Below are 19,073 nucleotides of genomic sequence, written 5' to 3' on the forward strand. Positions count from 1 at the left end.
AGGTTATAGTATCGAATGTTTTTTTTAGTGTAACTTATTAATAATATTTACAAAATATTAACATATTAAATAACAAAAAATTGTTGTATGGTTTTTTTTTATCTCTATAATTTTAGGTAGGATTATTGATCATTTATTAGTTATTTAAACAAATAAATTTAGATAAAAATTAAATTAATCATAAATTTAATTGACAGGATTGTCGAAATGCATTATAATTTACAACACCAAACACCAAACACCAAACCATGCCTAACTTATAATTTTAATTCTTATACTTATTGCAGGCAAAGTTTATCATTTCGTTGTAGTTTATCTTTCATTTCTTTTTTAAGGGATTTATCAAGTCTGTTTTTTCAGATGAAGTCTTTTGTGACTTTAACGCCTGTAATTATTTTTTCATTTCCTTTATCTAGTCAGGCTTTGTCGGTTGTTACTAACAGTGTTATTCATGGCTCCGCTCCTTATTTAAGCATAGATGGAGGACAAACAAAAGTTGAAGGAGCCGAAGATCTATTAAGCATAACCTTATCAGATGGAACGGTAATTAAGCCGACTCAAGATACTTCAAGCTCCACCAATCCAATAATTTTACCAAATTTAGATGAGCGTTACTCTAATATTAAAACCCATGTTCCTCTACCTTCGCAAGGAAACGTTTATTATCCCAAAATAGATTTTAATGATTTAGCAAGGCCACCTTTTAATTACTTTTATGATGATGATGGCGATGGTTTTGATGATAGCAATGGTGATATTACTGTAACCGCAACAGGTGAAATTAGTGTTGTTTGGGCTGTTCGAAATAGAACAGTTGAGAGGGAGAATTCTTTTAATTCTTATACCAATATTACTGAAGCAGTTCGTAGTGATCCAGATTCTGTGATTAATGCTTGCCATGGACCATATCGATTAACAATCAGTGTCAGTGATAATGAATTAAATACAACCTATGGTGAACCTAAAGCTAGTTTTATTAGTAGTGATAGTCATACTTATTATTTCCAACCTAGTGCTTCCGCAGCATCAGTATGTAATGTACAACCTAATTTAGTCCCTGACGCTCTATCAGCGTCATCAGCTGTCTTTGAGTTTGGTGATTTATGGGAGGTAGTAGGGCCACTTAATGGTCCTCGAGCCGCTAGAGGTTATCAGGTAATGAAGTTAAATAACGATGGTGATTATCAAGGTCAAGATTCAATGATGCGAAATAATTTCCCGAGTACAGGTTCTCATGGATTGTATTTTTATATGGTACTTTCAGGTATTACTCCAGAAGAAGCGTTAGCGGTTAATGGTAGAACGGTAAGTGCGGTAGAAGGGGGAAATGTTAGTTTATTACTGAGTGCTGGCACGACTGAAAAATGGGAGCATACTTTTAGAGGACCAGCGTCAACAAGGCCTTATGGTGTGGTAGAGCCCGCTTTGAAGGTTCAACTTGTTGGACCACGTTATAATTCAGCTGATAAAAGTTTTAGACCTGTAACATTTAGATTGTATGCAGATAGAAGTAAACGTAATTTATTATATGAGTTTAAGTTAATGCGTTGGTATATTGTCCAACCAGGAGTAACGTATGGCAACGAAAGAATAAGAGATAACTCTGTAATATTATCATATCAGGAGCAAGCAAAAAATTATTGTCGTAGTTTAGGTAATTATCATTTACCTGAAGTGAACGAATTAACCACTGCCAATGATAGAGCGGAAGGTTGGACTGGAGGAATTTCAGATGGTGGTTTAGAGTCTTACTATCGTTCTTATAAGCGTCAATTAAGCTATCAAGATGGAGATCGTTGGATGGGGGGAATCTTTAATGAATGGGGCTGTTTGGTGAACGGAAGTAACGTAATTGATAGCTTTATTGGTGCTTGCCATGGTTATTCAGAAAGTGATTGGGATAGTTATTGGTATTTAACAGCCAATAATATGGAGAATAGAAGCTCAAGGTATAATGGACGTCCCTTAGTAACCAATTCTGCATATGGCCGAGTTTTTTACTATGGACATTACAGCGGAGATAACCGAGCAGTTTGCGTTTCGCCATAAAAAAATAGATGATGGAAAAATAGTCTATCTTCTATGGTTATTTTGAATAATATTTGTTTAATGTAAATGCACTTGATGAGCATATACATGGTTATTTTAGAGATTACCACAATCGGAAGGGAGACTGTATTGCATCTTAGTCTTACTTTTGAGCAAGATAATAAATATAGTATAAATGAGGTTAATTTATTAATATGAATGTTTATTAATAAAAATTTATGTCAAAATACTTTATAAGCATAATCGTTTTGTTGGCATAAGTAATTAAAATACACAATCCAAATAATTTAGAGTGGCTTAATAACTTAAAAGAATGTTATTCGATATATATTTTTCTCTTCAAGTAAACAAATAAATCTGTATAACTTGACCTTTTTCTACGTTAAAATAGTAGCTTTATTGTTATGACATATTAAGGAATCAACCTAATGACAACTGAATTAACCACACTTGATAAGATTAAAAAGCAAATTGCTGAAAATCCGATTATTCTTTATATGAAAGGATCACCAAAATTGCCAAGTTGTGGATTTTCGGCACAAGCGGTCCAAGTATTATCACAATGTGGTGTACCTTTTGCCTATGTGGACATTTTACAAAATCCCGATATTCGAGCTGAATTACCAAAATATGCTAACTGGCCAACCTTTCCGCAACTTTGGGTTGAAGGTGAATTAGTGGGTGGTTGTGACATTATGTTAGAAATGTTTCAAACTGGTGAATTACAGACTTTGATCAAACAAACAGCCGAGAAACATAAATCATAATATTTAGTATTTAAAAAAAGCAGGATGTAAAAAAGAGAGCTTGCGACTCTCTTTTTTATTTAAAGTTTTGACTTCGTTTTTTTCAATCTAATTGCTGCTCAATTACTTCTTTTGCATGATGATCGTTATTTGATAATGGCCAACCACCAAGTCGTTTAAAGCGATTAACAATTTCACAAAATAAAATGGCTGTTTTTTCGGTATCATATAAGGCACTATGGGCTTGTTTATGATCGAATGGCATTTCAGCTGCTTCACACGCTTTAGCAAGGACGGTCTGACCAAACACTAATCCACTAAGCGAAGCTGTGTCAAAGGTAGCAAAAGGATGAAAAGGATTGCGTTTGATGCCTGCTCGTTCAGATGTAGCCATTAAAAAACTATGGTCGAAATGAGCATTATGAGCCACAATAACTGCTCGGGTACAGTCATTGGCCTTAATACCATTCCTCACAAGTTTAAATATCGCTTCTAATGCGATTTTTTCATCAACTGCATCACGTAACGGATTATCAGGATCAATTCCATTAAATGCTAAAGCTGTCGGCTCCAAAATTGCATTTTCAAAAGGTTTTACATTGAATTGTAGCGTTTCATCTGGTGCTAAAAAGCCCTCTTCATCCATTTTCAATGTAATAGCTGCAATTTCTAAAATTGCATTTTGATTAGGATCAAACCCTGATGTTTCAATATCAATTACAACAGGATAGAAACCACGAAAGCGTTCACATAATTTGGCGTTTGGCACAATGCATTGTCTTACTTTGGCAAAAATTGTTGGCTATTATGCCAGTTTTTGCTTATTTCGACTAGATTAATCGTAATTTTTAACTGTTTACTTAGATTAAACATTGAATTGTAAGAAACTTAATACGTTTTAGGAAGAAAGTTTTGCCTAGATTGCTTATGTTATTTTTTATTTATGGGGTAATAAAATACCTCGCTTAGTAGGTTAAGTAATGGATAATAATTGCTAGATATTGAAGATCTGTTTTGAGTTTATGTCCATTAAACATGTTGCAACATAGCTGGTAAGGTTTTTTAGCTTTAAATCATAATTAGTCATCATGTGAAAATTATTAATTTTTTATTAAATCGAGTAAAGTTCAAGTTTTTTAAACCCATTGTTTCATAAATAATAATTATGATTCAGTGAAATAATTAAAACTATAATAAATTAACCATAAATTTCAATATGTTAGATAAATTAATTAAATAATATGATGAATAATAAGTTAATTTATCATTCATCTATATATCAATCTTTATATTCGGCCATAAAACGATCGGCGTCATCCACCATTGATTTCATACCTACAAAAAATGGTGTGCGTTGATGTAATTGCTCTGGTTCTATATCTAAAATTCGTTGGTATCCGTTAGTTGCTTTTCCTCCAGCTTGTTCTGCTAAAAATGCCATTGGATTTGCTTCATATAACAAACGGATTTTACCTTTAGGATACTGAGCTGTATTAGGATAGATATAAATACCACCTTTTAATAAGTTTCGATGAAAATCAGATACTAATGAACCGATATAACGTGAAGTGTAAGGGCGATGTGTTTTATCATCATCTTCTTGGCAATACTTGATATATTTTTTGACTCCGGTAGGAAATTTAGAATAGTAACCTTCATTAATCGAATAAGTAGTTGCTTGTTTTGGGAAACGGACATTTTCATGGGATAAGCAAAAAACGCCCAATGAAGGGTCATAAGTAAAAGCATGTACACCACAACCTGTAGTATAAACTAACATAGTCGATGAGCCGTAAATAATATAACCAGCAGCTACTTGTTTATAACCAGGTTGCAAAAAATCTTGTTCTGAAATAGGGGATCCTATTTTGGTAATTCTATGATAAATTGAAAAAATTGTCCCGACTGATACGTTTACATCAATATTTGATGAACCATCAAGCGGATCCATTAATACGACATATTTTCCTTCCGTTGCGCGATCTTTACCAAAAATAACCAAATTATTTTCTTCTTCCGATGCTATACCGGCTACGACTCCTCTTGCTTCAAGTGCATTTTTTAACGTTTCATTAGCAAAAACATCAAGTTTCATCTGTTTTTCACCTTGAATATTCGCTGAACCATTTTCGCCTAAAATATCTATTAATCCTGCTTTGTTAATATCTCGATTAATAACCTTAGCACCTAATTTAATCGCCGAAATAAGTGCAGTTAATTCCCCAGTGGCATGAGGGAATTCCGATTGCTTTTCAATAATAAATTCACCGAGAGTTTTCATTGTTTCATAAATCCTTTATATCAATGTCTGTATAATATAAATTTCAGTAGTTAAATCGAAATCTATTTTTCGATAATATACGTGAGATATTTTGAGAAAGCGACTATAATTAGAAAGTCGTTAGTTAGTTTTTTGTGTGAAAAAAGTTTAATTAATTCAAATTGTTTGATTCCATCTGCGTTTTTCATACATAGAGCGGGTTAAATTTAAAAAGTGAGGTTATTTTGCATCAATTTGAACTTCAACAAATCATTAATAATGAATTGCAAGTGACAAGATATCGTGACTATGCACCAAATGGATTACAGGTTCAAGGACGATCGGAAGTTAAAAAAATTGTGACAGGGGTTACAGCTTGTCAATTATTGTTAGATAAAGCAGTGGAATTTAATGCTGATGCTGTGTTGGTTCATCATGGTTATTTTTGGAAGAATGAACCACAGATTATTACTGGGATTAAATATCATCGTATGAGAACATTACTCAAACATGATATTAATTTATATAGTTATCATCTGCCATTAGATGGTCATCCTGTTTTAGGTAATAATGTATTGCTAGGGCAAATGTTGGATATTACAGTTGATATGCGTGAAGACATAACCGATCTATTATTCACAGGCACTTTAAACAATCCACTTACAGCGCTAGAGTTTAAACAAAAACTTGAACAAAAATTACATAATGGTCAACGTTCAGTGCTGTTTTGTGGTGATAATGCGCCAACTGTAATTAATCGAGTGGCATGGTGTAGTGGTGGTGGTCAAGATTTTATTGAATCGGCAGCTCAACAAGGCATTGATGCCTTTTTTACCGGTGAAGTATCGGAACGTACTATTCATATCGCTCGTGAATATGGTATTAATTTTTATGCCGCTGGTCATCATGCAACTGAGCGTTGTGGTATCAAAAAATTAGGTGAATGGTTATCTAATCACTATGACTTAGAAATTATTTTTGTCGATATTGATAATCCTGCATAACAAATGTTGAATTTAAATAAGAAATATCGCATACTTATTCGCAGTTTTTTTAATCTTTAAGTTGTTTTGACAAACAAAAAATATGAGAGGTCGCTTTATGTTTACAGGAAGTCTGGTCGCACTTGTTACTCCAATGGATACGAAAGGAAATGTCGACCATGTAAGCTTAAAAAAATTGGTCGAATATCATATTGAAAATGGCACATCTGCTATTGTATCAGTAGGAACTACTGGCGAATCAGCTACACTCAATCATCATGAACATATTGATGTTATTAAACGCACAATTGATTATTCTGATGGGCGTATTGATATTATTGCTGGAACTGGTTCAAATGCTACTAAAGAAGCGATCGAATTAACTCGTCAAGTTGAAAATATTGGTGTGGTAGGCTGTTTAACAGTAGCTCCTTATTATAATAAACCAACCCAAGAAGGCCTATACCAACATTTCAAAGCTATCGCAGAAAATACCGAATTACCACAAATTCTTTATAATGTACCAGGTCGAACCTGTAGTGATATTAAGCCGGAAACTGTAGGTCGATTAGCGGAAATTAAAAATATTGTGGCGTTGAAGGATGCAACAGGCGATCTTTCACGTGTATACAAAACTCGTAAATTGGTTGGTGATGAATTTAAGTTATTAAGTGGCGATGATGCAACTTTCTTAGACTTCATTATTTTAGGGGGTAATGGTGTTATTTCAGTTACTGCTAATGTGGCAGCTAAACAAGTAGCGACGGTTTATGAGTTGGCAATTAATAATCAAATTCAACAGGCTCGAGCTTTAAATGATACTTTAATGGCATTACATACAAATTTATTCATTGAACCTAATCCAACTCCAGCAAAATGGGCTTGCACCAGATTAGGTTTAATGGCAAATGGAACAATTCGTTTACCATTAGTACCATTAAGTGATGCAGCCATTCCGGTAGTTGAGCAAGCATTAAAAGATGCTAATTTACTGTAATATTGACTATAACCCTTAATTTATAAGCAGGAATTTATGTTGAATAAAACTGTATTAAAAAGCAATGCCTTTAAAAGAATAGCTATTATCTCTGCATTTGCTTCTATATTTCTTGTTGGCTGTAGTAGTGATCAAAATTATAAACGAGAGATTGATGGTAATGAAGACTACCTTAATTCACCATCCTTAAAAGCGTTAGTTATTCCAGAAGGGGTTTCTGTACCAATTGAAGCCGGTGACTTCTATATTGATAATAGTGATATTGAAGGTGCATTAGGTAAACATCTTGACATTCGTCCACCAACGGTGCCGATTACAACAGTTGATGAGGCATTTGCTATTTATAACAATGCTACAGTAACATTTAACGCACCGATTAGTAGTGGTGTTTGGAACAGTATCCCAAACACATTGGCTAAGCAAAATATTTCAATCGTTGCAAGTGACAATAATACCATTAAAACAGGTAATGCTGTTATTGCTCGAGGAGACGAACAACAACCGGTCGATGTATCATATATTTTTAAACGTCAAATATTAGGTGAAACAGAAACAATTACTATTGTGTTACACACATTAACGCGTGGCAGTGAAGATCTTATGTCACAACCGATCGAAGTTCAGCGTTATACTGTTGGATTATTTAATCAAATAATGGATGATGTCGCTCCTGAATCGCTACGAACTGTACCGGTTAAAGAAAAAACAGATGAAGATAAAAAAGATGATAAAGAATCAGATCCAAATAAAGCGCTGAAAGAAGACCTTAAAGATGATATTCGCGATGGCATCAGAAATGATCGCTAATTTAACGTTCCGATAATCTATCATCTACACGAGTTAAAACGGTACAAAGGCTATTTTAACCCAATAGTGGAGTAACTTTTGGTTACCTTTATTGATACAATAATGAAAGATTATACAATAAGGTAACGATACTTGATTTGAAATTAAGGGGCGAATAGCTCCTTAATTATTTATTGGCAATTTGATATAAGGTTATAAACATGAAGAAGTTGGCTGAGCTTTATCGTGGTAAAGCAAAAACTGTTTACACCACTGACAACCCTGATCTATTGATTCTTGAATTCCGTAATGATACGTCGGCCTTTGATGGACTGCGCATTGAGCAGTTAGATCGTAAAGGGATGGTAAATAATAAATTTAACTATTTTATTATGACAAAGTTACGTGAAGCAGGTATACCAACTCAGGTTGAAGCCCTATTATCAGACAATGAAGTACTGGTTAAAAAACTTGATATGGTGCCAGTTGAATGTGTGGTGCGTAACCGTGCTGCTGGTTCATTAGTTAAGCGTTTAGGTGTTGAAGAGGGCAAAATCCTTAATCCACCAACATTTGAACTATTCTTAAAAAATGATGCACTACATGACCCAATGGTTAATGAGTCACACTGTAAATCATTTGGCTGGGCAACTGACGAACAGTTAGCTACCATGAAGGAACTTAGCTTTAAAATCAACGCTGTTTTAACCGAGTTGTTCGATAAAGCCGGCTTGATTCTGGTTGATTACAAGTTAGAGTTTGGTTTATTCAAGGATGAAATTACTTTAGGTGATGAGTTCTCTCCAGATGGTTGTCGCTTATGGGAAAAAGAAACCTTGAAAAAAATGGATAAAGATCGCTTCCGTCAAGGACTTGGCGGTGTCATTGAGGCTTATGAAGAGGTTGCCAAACGTATTGGTGTTCCACTTTAATGTTTGCCCAATTTGATATCTCTTTTTTTCTTTTATTAGGTTTAGCTGCACTGTGTTATGTTACGCATAATAACACAGTGACCTTTGCGGTATTGTTGCTGTTGTTATTTAAATTAACACCACTAGCAAGCTATTTTCCGTTCTTAAATCAATATGGCTTAACCATTGGTATTGTTATCTTAACTGCAGCAATGATGGTTCCTTTGGCTGATGGTTCATTAAAAATCAACGAAATTTTAAAATCATTTACCACTTGGCAATCACTTTTAGCCATTTTAGTTGGTATTTTAGTGTCATGGTTAGGTACTCGAGGGATATCATTAATTGGCGCTCATCCTACTATTGTTAATGGTTTAATTATTGGTACCTTGATTGGGGTCGCTTTTTTCAAAGGTGTGCCGGTTGGACCATTAATTGCAGCTGGTATATTGTCACTATTAATTGGAAAAAGTTAATTGATGATTAATCCTACTAGCACCAGAAAACTATGGGTGTTACAAGGTTGTCGTACCCAATTATTTAATCAAATTAACGCTATAATTAATCAGTTTTCTGGTGATTGGATAACGATTACTACGCAGACTGATTTACCAGATGCCATTCACCATTATATTAATCCAAAACATGCTAAATCTTTACTTGGACAAGAGTTTAAGCATGCTATTTTTGATGCCACTGACGGTTTTAATCTTGATGCTTTTGCTATGTTAGCTGGTACCTTAATTAAAAATAGTGTTCTTATTTTACTTCTACCTGAAAGTTATTCTAATTGGCTTGATCAAGATAGTTTACGTTGGAATGAATCAACTACTCCAATTATGGTACCTAATTTTATTCGTCATTTACAGCAAACATTGCTGGAATTTGCACATGTTGATATGCCAATTATCCAATCCTTGGAAAATCAAGATAGCGATGTAACTCAACAGCAAATAGTGCTAACACAATTATTGCAAAGTGATAGCTCACTAAATATATTAATAGCTAAACGAGGCCGAGGTAAATCAGCATTGGCAGGGCTGTTTACTCATCATCGGAGATGTTGGGTAACAGCACCTAATAAAAATGCATTAGTGACTTTTTTCCAGTTTGCTGAGGCTGATATATCATTCTACGCACCTGATCAATTAATGGTCATGAATGAACATCAATTTCCTGACTGGTTAATTATTGATGAAGCTGCCATGATACCATTACCAATGCTAGAAAAAATATTGCAATTAGCATTGTCTAAACAAAGCAAAATTTTACTGACCACCACAGTAGAAGGTTATGAAGGTACTGGGCAAGGTTTTTTACTAAAGTTATTAAAAACACAATCCGCTAGGCGATTTTATTTAGATAAACCCATCCGTTGGCAAGATAATGATGATTTAGAACGGTTAACTGACAAGTTGTTACTCAATGGCGTATCAACTAGCGATATAAAATCGGAAATTGATGAACATACAATTAGCTATTTTATCACTGAAAGGCAAGATATTAACGCACTAAAATCAATTTTTTATTTATTGAAAATGGCGCATTATCAAACAACATTGGTTGATTTAAGAAGGTTATTTGATGCAGAAAATTTATCGGTGTGGCAAGTCAATCATACCGAACAACTTATTGCAGCAGCAGTAACAATTAATGAAGGTAATTTGCCAAATGAGCTAATTGATGAAGTATGGCGTGGTACTCGGCGACCTAAAGGTAATTTAGTTGCACAATCACTGGTAGCTCATGCTGGTGACAAACTGGCTGCTAAACTTAAGTCGGTTAGAATTAACCGTATTGCGGTTATTGAACCTTATCGACGTCAAAAGATAGCTAAACATTTAGTACAACATATTTATCAACATGCATCCATAAATAATAATGATTTTATTTCGGTTAGTTTTGCTTATAGTGAAGCAAATTATCAGTTTTGGCTTGCTTGTGGATTTGCATTGGTACACATTGCTAGCCATAAACAAGCGAATTCAGGTAGTTATTCTATGATGGCAATAAAGCCAATTACTCAGCAAGGTCATCTGCTAACACAACGTTTAGTACAGCGTTTACAACGTAATGCCTATTGGCTTGCGAATATTATCGATTTGCCGTTTAATCAATTGTTAACAATCAATGATCAACAAAACTTATCTTTAGATGATTATCAAGTTTTACAAGGATTTTGTGATTATCATCGACCGTTTGAAGCTTGTTATGCTTCATTGTGTCGTTTGGCTAATACAAATGTTAACCATAGTAAAACACCAATGCCACTACTTAAAGCATTAGTGCAACAAAAGACTAGTGAATCAGAATTAATAAAACAATATCAATTAACCGGCCGTAATCAATTAATTAAGTCAATTAAACATGAAGTCAAATCTTGGTTCACAAATAACCAACCTGACTGTATGTAAACAAAATAATTTAATACTAAAAAGCGTAAAGTATATTGCTGTCTAATTTAATCTACGTTTAAAATGTCGCCAAATTAAAGTAAAAGGAATAAATTTTGACAACACCTATGTTAGAACAACCATCGCATCATCAATATTCGAATCCTAACCAAAATCGAAAACCGAAAAGCGGTATTGAATATTTTCTTGAAGGATGGGCATTAGCATTTAGCCCCGGCCTAAAAAGGTTTGTTTTCTTACCATTACTTGCTAATATCATTATTATGTCGGCACTTTTTTACTGGTTCTTTGTCTCAATTACCGGCATGGTCGACTGGGGCTTATCGTTTTTACCTAGTTGGTTACATTGGTTAGGTTATATTATTAGTTTTATTGTGATTTTAACCTTGGCGATCTTATTTTGTTATTTTTTTAGTACTATCACTAATATTATTGCAGCCCCTTTCAATGGCTTGCTTGCAGAGCAAGTTGAAGCACAATTAACCGGAATTCCGGCACCAGATACTTCATGGATCAGTTTGATTAAAGATTTGCCTCGAATTTTAAAACGGGAACTACAAAAGTTAGCTAATTATTTGTTGTGGGCGATTCCGATTTTACTGAGTTATTTTATTCCGGTCATAGGCCAATCAGTTACCCCAATAGTTTGGTTTTTATTTACTGCTTGGCAGATCAATATTCAATATGCTGATTATGCATTTGATAATCATAAGGTATCTTTTGTGCGTATGCGGCAATTATTAAAACAACATCGAGGGGATAATTTGTTATTTGGCATTTTAATTAGTTTTTTTACCATGGTGCCATTATTAAATTTAATTATTATGCCCATTGCGGTTTGTGGTGCGACAGCAATGTGGGTAGATCGTTATCGTCACCAAGCTATCTTTACTAGTCAAAGTCATGATTTTCGACAATAGATAAACTAGTTTTGCTTAGGTTGAGATGGCCAGTCGTCATCTTCATTATCACTATAAGGGATAGGTTTTATCCCTTTCTTTTTTTCTAAATAGTCCTTATAACTCAGTTTATTTAGCGCTTTAATGGTATTAATAAAAATTCCAATCAACACGATAATAATTAGCCACCAGTAATCTTTAAGCCACTCCATTACTATCTCCTTAGCATTATAGGTTTGCTACTATTTAGCTAATATGTGTGTATTGTCATTCAGGTTCACACAACACACAAATATCAATTAACTGAGCAAATATTTAAGCAAGTAACAATTTTTCTAAAATATCGATATAAATAGCTTGTAATGTAATGATATCTTGGCAATTAACATTTTCATTTACTTTATGAATGGTTTTGTTAATTACTCCAAATTCAATGACTTGACATCCCAATTTAGCAATAAAACGGCCGTCAGATGTGCCGCCACTGGTTGATAGTTTGGTATCAATCTGTGTAAATGCTTTGATGGCACTAGCTGTAGCGTCGGTCAGTTCACCTTGAGGAGTTAAGAATGGTTGTCCAGACAATCGCCAATTTAAGGTATAATTTAAGTTGTGTTTTTGTAAAATAGCATCGACTTTAGATTTAATCATTTCATCGGTCAATTCACTACTATAACGGAAGTTGAATTGAACGGATAACTCACCAGGTACGACATTTTCAGCACCAGTTCCACCATTAATGTTAGCAACTTGCATAGTGGTTTGAGGAAAATATTGATTACCATTATCCCATATTGTTGCGACTAACTCATTTAGTGCTGGTGCAAATTTATGCACTGGATTATCTGCAAGATGAGGATAAGCAACATGGCCTTGAATACCATGTACGACTAAATTTGCCGTTAAAGAGCCTCGTCGACCATTTTTAATTTGATCGCCGAACACACTATCACTTGATGGTTCACCGACAATACAATAGTCAATATGTTCTTGGCGTTTTATCAATAAATCAACTACTTTAACAGTACCATCGCTGGCATCAGCTTCTTCGTCTGAAGTAATTAAGAAAGCGACTCGTCCAGCATGTTCAGGGTATTTTTTGACAAATGATTCAGCAGCACAAACCATAGCAGCTACACCACTTTTCATATCTGCAGCTCCACGACCATACAATATGCCATTTTTATCAATAGTTGGCTCAAAAGGAGGGTAGTTCCATTTACTTTCATCTCCAGCCGGTACAACATCAGTATGACCGGCAAACATCAAGGTTTTTCCTGTTGAGTCACCATGATAGGCCCAGAGGTTTTTGGTATTGCCGATATTGACTTCTTCAATAACAAAACCGAGTGGTTTTAAACGATCGATAATTATCTGTTGGCAATTTTTGTCATTAGGGCTTATTGATTTTTCAGCAATCAATGCTTTGGTTAGGGCAATAACGGGTTCAGTCATGGTGATCTCGATTTTATTGTTGATGTTTAACAAATTGTGAATAGCTGTCTTCAGAAAAGCCTAATAATGCTCGTTTATCATCAATAAGCAATGGTCGTTTTAAAATTGATGGGTTAGCTAACATAATTTTAATTGCAGCATCTTGATTATCAATTTGATTGCGCAGTGCTTCATCCAATTTACGCCAAGTTGTACCTCGAGTATTTAGTAAACTTTGCCAATCAACTAGTTTTAATAAATCGTTTAATAATTCTGCCGATAAACCATCTGTTTTATAATTATGAAATTGATAATTAATTTGATGTTCATCAAGCCAAGTAAACGCTTTTTTCATGGTATTACAATTTTTAATGCCATAAATAATATACATAGCTATATTCCCAAATAAGAAATAGAAAAAAATTGATTATAGCAGTTAATCACAAAAGACAGCAAACGAGAGGGGGAGAGTTTAATTTAAAAAAAGCTAACTTTTTAATCAAAAAAGTTGAGGAAAGGGGTTTTTATGGACGCATAAATGTCAATTTTCTATCTTTTTGAAGATATTTTATAAAAATATAATGTTTTCATTTTATTTATAGCTTTCTATTTAATCGACTTGATGTAATATTGCAATTTTCAACTTACATATCTTAACAAAATGTACTTAGACCGTGTTTGCTAAATTAAAGGAACTTCTTTATAATTTTAGAGTTATTATTTTGTTTTTTAAATAAAACAAAAAGATACATTACAAAGGATTGAAAATATGTTAAAATACAGTTGTTTAGAGGCCAGCCAGCCAGCCAGCCAGCCAGCCAGCCAGCCAGCCAGCCAGCCAGCCAGCCAGCCAGCCAGCCAGCCAGCCAGCCAGCCATAATTTTCTACTTAGCTTAGTAGAAAAATTACAGTTATTAAGTTTTATCTATCCTCGATTATTTTTAAACTTAACTGATTATTTCTCTTTAAATTTATTCAGTTCACAATCGCAAATTGCTAAGCGATTGCTTGTCTTTTCAATGTGTTTTATCTTACTAAGTTTTAGTAAATCATATGCTTTGTCGGCACAGACAACTAATATTATCCGAGGGAATGCTCCGGAATTGGTTAATGCTAAAATGGCTGCAGATAAACATGGTTTTACAGTAAATGGTGTATTTTATAGTGAATCAACAGGCAATATAAAAGAAGGGGAAATTAAAGAGTTTGATGGCAATTTAACCTTTAATCATTTTGTTGTAAAGCTATTTAGTTATCAATCACTAGACAATAAGAAGAATTATCAAGATGTAGATGGAGATAGTATTGATCCTATTCAACCATTTTTGATGACGATAACTGATTGGCAGTGGTTTGATGCGAATGGAGTTAAAATTCCTGATGGTGATAAAAATAAGATAATTGGTTGTGGAAGTGGTTATCCAATGCCATTAAGGTTAGAGATAAGTAATCAAGCACAAACCATTTCACAATATGGAATACCAAGAAAAAGTGATTTTGTAACAATAAAAAAAGTGTACCAAATTGCCGCAAAACCGCAAATTTGTTATGCCAAACCTAACTCAACTATTATATCGCCAGAAATGCAATGGTTAACCAATAACCAAGATAATGATTTTAGTTTTGATAGTAATAAGAATTGGTGGAACATAAAAAAATATTCCCAACCTCATGTAAGAAATGGTGGAGGATATACTAGTGATTATGTACCTGATTATGGATATAAGGTTACTAACACTTTAAGTGGAAAATTATTTCCAACTAGTGGATTTCCTGGAGCAAAATTTCAGTTACTTATGAGCGGAGCGCAGCGTGATTATAGTTATAGTATAGTGGCTAATCCTGGAAATAATGTTTCAATTGATGCAATGGGTTTTATTACATTAAAAGATAAACCATTGGGAAAAGTTACGGTTAGAGCAACATATAAGAAAAACACTTCAATCAAACTTGACTATAGTTTTGATCCAAGAAGTAATTGGGTTATACCTTATAATTGGTCATATAATTGGGCCAATGCATCTAACTATTGTAGATTACTAACTCGAAAAGAATTTACCAATTCTCCTAGAAATCAAGCCCCACAAAATTGGTTATATGAATATAATGCATTTACTCGAGCAATTGATGGTTCAATATTAGGTGAATGGGGTCCATTAAACAAAAAAACTTATCCTCAATCAAATTGGGTCGATCAATTGTTTTGGACTTCAGAATATTGGGGCTCTCTTTCTGGAGATAACTCAGCTCATTTTAGGATAGGTTTATATCTTGGCGACATTGGAGTTGGAGTTGATACAAATGCACATTATGTTGTTTGTAAAGGATGATTTGCTGAAAGATCTTAGAGTTTATTAATTTGATGAAATTGGATATTAAAATAACACAAGAGTGTAAATGGAATTGTTGTTTAAATGATTGATAAAATTCAAATATGTTAGGTTGTGTTAAATGGTTTTTTATTCTAAGGATCAAAGTATTACGATAAATATTGGTAATAAAAATATAAATTAAAAAATGTTATGTATGAAAAATTAACCATTAATAAACATAAAAAGAATTTATTTATTAAAAAAGATATATTTTATGAATTCTGTTCGCAAGCGCAAAGCGCCCGCGAACAGTAATTTTTAATATCGGCGAAGTAGCGCATAGCGATACACCGCCGAAAAATTTGAGTAAAAAACAGACATGTTTATAGAAGAAAAACTAATTATTTCCCAACGACATAATTATTTAAGTTTAATTGAAGAAGGTATTTTTTTTAGAGCTTATAATCAATCAGCGTATATTTTAAGTCAATATTATCATCAAGAATTAAAAGTTATAAGCAATATGGTTAAAAAGCTTAATAATCAACAGATAGTTTTTTGTGCTTTTCCTAAAATGCAAATAAAGCAACGATTACCGCGAGCAGTTAAAACAGAATGGGGTTATGAACTAAAGGGAAATTTTGAATTATCTAATTATCAAGATTGGTTTGAGTATATATTAAGTTTAAATTCAGATTCAACATATATAAAAAATATTAACAAGAAAAATGTTAATCACGATGCAAATTCTTTAAAAAAACAAGAAAAAATATTACCACGACAGTTAACTAGCGCGATGAATGATAGTTTGGCAAGCCCTATATTTTATAATATTCAACTAACCCAACAACAATTGAAATTTTTACACAAATGGCAAAGAGGGAATTGTTTGCCTATTATCATGGAAAATTTTATAGAAAGTATCAAACAACAATTACAAAAAAATTAGTTTATAACTTTTATCAAAATTTGTGGAATAAAGACTTTTTTGTTGAAAATTATCAATATTTAACAAAATATTACTTATTATTATCACGAAATAAATTTTTTATTATCATTTAATTTATTCAAACAAAATCTTGTAAATTACCGATTTTTTAATTGTGATTATTGGTAACAAATTTTACAATAGAAGCTTCATTTATATGTTAGGTTATATAAAATGTCTATTGCTGTTGTAGAAGTGAATTGTAAATCGATTCTACATAATATTGAATTTTTTAGGGAAAAATCTCCCGATAGCACATTAATGGCTGTGGTTAAAGCAAATGCTTATGGTCACGGTATGGAAGGTGTAGCTAAGTTAGTTGAGGATAGGGTTGACTGTTTTGGCGTTGCACGTATTTCTGAAGCGATTGCGTTACGTCAATCCGGTATTCGCAGTTCCATTGTACTGTTAGAAGGCTTTTTTCCTCACGATGATATTAATGATTTACTGGATTTCAATCTACAACCAGTCATTCATTCTAGTTGGCAAATTGATGCATTAAATACCATTCCGTTTGCAAATGAAATCACAGCTTGGTTCAAAATCGATACAGGTATGCACCGCTTAGGTTTTCATCTTGATGAGGCTGTGGCAGAATTTAATCGATTAGCCAACTGTAATGTTATTCGTCAACCAATCAATATAATTAGCCATTTTAGTAGTGCTGATGAATTAAGTTCAACACAAACCAATAAACAAATGGCTTTGTTTGATGAGTTTATTCATTCTCTTGATGCGAATTTAGTGGGTAGCCAGCAATCAATAGCTGCATCAGGTGGTATACTCGCCTGGCCTAATTCTCATCGTAATATGATTCGACTTGGTATTGCTTTATATGGAGTTTCACCTTTTACTGAGCAAGTGATAGATCTTGAACCAGCTATGACACTTAAATCGGAATTAATCACGGTTCGTAAACATCTGAAAGGGCAATCAGTTGGTTATGGACAAACTTGGACTAGTAAAAGTGACACCATTTTAGGTGTTGTGGCAATGGGATATGGTGATGGGTATCCTCGAGGTATTCCAGCAAATACACCGGTAAGTGTTAACGGGCGAATTGTACCTATTGTTGGTCGTGTTTCAATGGATATGATTGTGGTAGATTTAGGTCAAAATAGCCAAGACAAACCGGGAGATGAAGTTATTTTTTGGGGCAAAGAGTTACCTATTGAACAAATTGCCAAGCACACAGGAATTAGTGCTTATGAGTTATTAACGCGCTTAACTGCACGCGCAAAAATTCGTTATAAAGATTAAGTTATGATTAAAAAATTATTTATATACACATTTCTGGCGTTAGTTTTAATTGGTGGTGGTTCACTAGGTATTGGTTACTATTTTTTACAGCAGTTTTCTCAACAACATATGAATATCACTACGGATAATCAAATGTTTGTATTAAAAAAAGGAACCTCATTACATCAATTAGTTGAGCAAGTAAAGAGTAGTAATTTGATGCAACAAGCTTACTTGCTCCCGTATTTATATAAACTCGATCCTTCGTTAAGCTCTATTAAAGCTGGTACTTATCAATTGCATCCTCATATGACAGTTGAAGAGTTTTTAAAATTACTTGTCTCTGGTAAAGAAAGTAGTTTTTATGTGCAATTTGTTGAAGGAAAGCGAGCAAAAGATTGGTTAAATGTGCTTAGTAACACGCCTTATATTCAGCAAACATTAACGGGTAAGTCTCATGATGAAATTGCCAAGTTGTTAGGCATTGATGGCCCATTAGAAGGTTGGTTATCTCCTGATACTTATCAATATACAGCTGATAGTCTTGATATCAATATTTTGAAACGTGCATATTTAACTATGAAGACGAATCTACAAAAAGTATGGGACAATCGTGATAGTGATCTACCTTATAAATCCCCTTATGAATTGTTGATTATTGCTTCAATTATTGAAAAAGAGACTGGAATCAGTTCAGAACGAGCAAACGTTGCCTCTGTTTTTGTTAACCGCTTAAAAGCTAATATGAAGTTACAAACGGATCCAACTATTATTTACGGTTTGGGTGAGAATTATACAGGAACGATTAGGCGTATTGATTTGACTGATACTAATAATCCTTATAATACCTATGTAATTGAAGGCTTGCCACCGACACCGATTGCTATGCCTAGTTTGGCATCGCTTGAAGCGGCAGCTCATCCGGCAAAAACCAAATATCTGTTTTTTGTTGCTAATGGAACCGGTGGGCATACGTTCAGTAGCACCTATAGTAATCATCAACAAGCAGTGAATGAATATCGCCGACTTATGAATAATAATTAATTTATTTTATA

The 19,073-nt window shown here is 33.6% G+C and carries 19 protein-coding genes; 13 read left to right on the forward strand and 6 right to left on the reverse strand.

All coding sequences use genetic code 11. From position 1 onward, the window contains the following. Nucleotides 1-207 precede the first annotated feature (207 nt). Both H3T80_RS01295 and H3T80_RS01300 read left to right on the forward strand, forming a co-directional pair. A complete protein-coding gene (locus H3T80_RS01295; protein WP_198199442.1) occupies nt 208-2,049 on the forward strand; it encodes a hypothetical protein in 1,842 nt (613 codons plus the stop codon). Nucleotides 2,050-2,477: 428 nt separating this feature from the next. After that, nucleotides 2,478-2,816 carry a Grx4 family monothiol glutaredoxin gene (locus H3T80_RS01300; RefSeq protein ID WP_198199444.1) on the forward strand — a complete coding sequence of 113 codons (339 nt, stop codon included), beginning with the start codon at nt 2,478-2,480 and terminating at the stop codon, nt 2,814-2,816. 82 nt (nt 2,817-2,898) lie between these two features. Here H3T80_RS01300 and rnt read toward each other — a convergent pair whose 3' ends face one another. Together rnt and fbp are read right to left on the reverse strand one after the other, a co-directional pair. Further along, a complete protein-coding gene (gene rnt / locus H3T80_RS01305) occupies nt 2,899-3,564 on the reverse strand; it encodes a ribonuclease T (RefSeq protein WP_294912969.1) in 666 nt (221 codons plus the stop codon). A 510-nt stretch (nt 3,565-4,074) separates the two neighbouring features. Beyond that, nucleotides 4,075-5,076: a class 1 fructose-bisphosphatase gene (gene fbp / locus H3T80_RS01310; protein WP_198199446.1), complete on the reverse strand. Its 1,002-nt coding sequence runs from the start codon at nt 5,074-5,076 to the stop codon at nt 4,075-4,077. Nucleotides 5,077-5,300: 224 nt separating this feature from the next. On the opposite strand from fbp, the gene H3T80_RS01315 reads away from it, so the two are divergent. The 7 genes from H3T80_RS01315 to cysZ all read left to right on the forward strand — a co-directional run bounded on the left by H3T80_RS01315 (nt 5,301) and on the right by cysZ (nt 12,066). Then, nucleotides 5,301-6,059 (forward strand): Nif3-like dinuclear metal center hexameric protein, encoded by a 759-nt coding sequence (locus H3T80_RS01315; RefSeq protein ID WP_198199453.1) that lies wholly within the window; start codon nt 5,301-5,303, stop codon nt 6,057-6,059. Nucleotides 6,060-6,156: 97 nt separating this feature from the next. Further along, nucleotides 6,157-7,035 carry a 4-hydroxy-tetrahydrodipicolinate synthase gene (gene dapA, locus H3T80_RS01320; RefSeq protein WP_198199455.1) on the forward strand — a complete coding sequence of 293 codons (879 nt, stop codon included), beginning with the start codon at nt 6,157-6,159 and terminating at the stop codon, nt 7,033-7,035. 36 nt (nt 7,036-7,071) lie between these two features. Further along, nucleotides 7,072-7,842 (forward strand): outer membrane protein assembly factor BamC, encoded by a 771-nt coding sequence (gene bamC, locus H3T80_RS01325; protein ID WP_198199456.1) that lies wholly within the window; start codon nt 7,072-7,074, stop codon nt 7,840-7,842. A gap of 200 nt (nt 7,843-8,042) precedes the next feature. Then, nucleotides 8,043-8,753, forward strand: a complete 711-nt coding sequence (gene purC, locus H3T80_RS01330) for a phosphoribosylaminoimidazolesuccinocarboxamide synthase (RefSeq protein ID WP_198199458.1) — start codon at nt 8,043-8,045, stop codon at nt 8,751-8,753. After that, entirely contained in the window at nt 8,753-9,208 is a 456-nt protein-coding gene (locus H3T80_RS01335) for a DUF441 domain-containing protein (protein ID WP_198199460.1), read from the forward strand. Before purC ends, H3T80_RS01335 begins: the two co-directional genes overlap by 1 nt. Before the next feature lie 3 nt (nt 9,209-9,211). After that, entirely contained in the window at nt 9,212-11,146 is a 1,935-nt protein-coding gene (locus H3T80_RS01340) for a tRNA(Met) cytidine acetyltransferase TmcA (protein WP_198199462.1), read from the forward strand. Between the two features lie 107 nt (nt 11,147-11,253). After that, on the forward strand, nt 11,254-12,066 hold the full coding sequence (gene cysZ / locus H3T80_RS01345) for a sulfate transporter CysZ (RefSeq protein ID WP_198201078.1): 813 nt from the start codon (nt 11,254-11,256) through the stop codon (nt 12,064-12,066). Between the two features lie 5 nt (nt 12,067-12,071). Here cysZ and H3T80_RS01350 read toward each other — a convergent pair whose 3' ends face one another. The 4 genes from H3T80_RS01350 to H3T80_RS01365 form a co-directional block, all read right to left on the reverse strand. After that, nucleotides 12,072-12,257, reverse strand: a complete 186-nt coding sequence (locus tag H3T80_RS01350; protein ID WP_198199464.1) for a YpfN family protein — start codon at nt 12,255-12,257, stop codon at nt 12,072-12,074. Nucleotides 12,258-12,360: 103 nt separating this feature from the next. Beyond that, on the reverse strand, nt 12,361-13,500 hold the full coding sequence (dapE, locus tag H3T80_RS01355) for a succinyl-diaminopimelate desuccinylase (RefSeq protein ID WP_198199474.1): 1,140 nt from the start codon (nt 13,498-13,500) through the stop codon (nt 12,361-12,363). A gap of 13 nt (nt 13,501-13,513) precedes the next feature. Further along, on the reverse strand, nt 13,514-13,870 hold the full coding sequence (locus H3T80_RS01360; RefSeq protein ID WP_198199476.1) for an ArsC family reductase: 357 nt from the start codon (nt 13,868-13,870) through the stop codon (nt 13,514-13,516). 295 nt (nt 13,871-14,165) lie between these two features. Beyond that, nucleotides 14,166-14,357 carry a hypothetical protein gene (locus H3T80_RS01365; protein ID WP_198199478.1) on the reverse strand — a complete coding sequence of 64 codons (192 nt, stop codon included), beginning with the start codon at nt 14,355-14,357 and terminating at the stop codon, nt 14,166-14,168. 240 nt (nt 14,358-14,597) lie between these two features. Between H3T80_RS01365 and H3T80_RS01370 the strand changes: the two genes are divergently transcribed. From H3T80_RS01370 to mltG, 4 genes are all read left to right on the forward strand, one after another. Beyond that, nucleotides 14,598-15,809: a hypothetical protein gene (locus H3T80_RS01370; protein WP_198199480.1), complete on the forward strand. Its 1,212-nt coding sequence runs from the start codon at nt 14,598-14,600 to the stop codon at nt 15,807-15,809. Nucleotides 15,810-16,170: 361 nt separating this feature from the next. Next, complete coding sequence (locus tag H3T80_RS01375) at nt 16,171-16,740, forward strand: hypothetical protein (RefSeq protein ID WP_198199482.1); 570 nt, start codon at nt 16,171-16,173, stop codon at nt 16,738-16,740. Between the two features lie 213 nt (nt 16,741-16,953). Then, nucleotides 16,954-18,039, forward strand: a complete 1,086-nt coding sequence (gene alr / locus H3T80_RS01380; protein WP_198199484.1) for an alanine racemase — start codon at nt 16,954-16,956, stop codon at nt 18,037-18,039. A gap of 3 nt (nt 18,040-18,042) precedes the next feature. Next, on the forward strand, nt 18,043-19,062 hold the full coding sequence (mltG, locus tag H3T80_RS01385) for an endolytic transglycosylase MltG (protein WP_198199486.1): 1,020 nt from the start codon (nt 18,043-18,045) through the stop codon (nt 19,060-19,062). Nucleotides 19,063-19,073 lie beyond the last annotated feature (11 nt).

The organism is Gilliamella sp. W8145 (genome assembly GCF_016101145.1).
Lineage (GTDB): Bacteria > Pseudomonadota > Gammaproteobacteria > Enterobacterales > Orbaceae > Gilliamella > Gilliamella apis_A.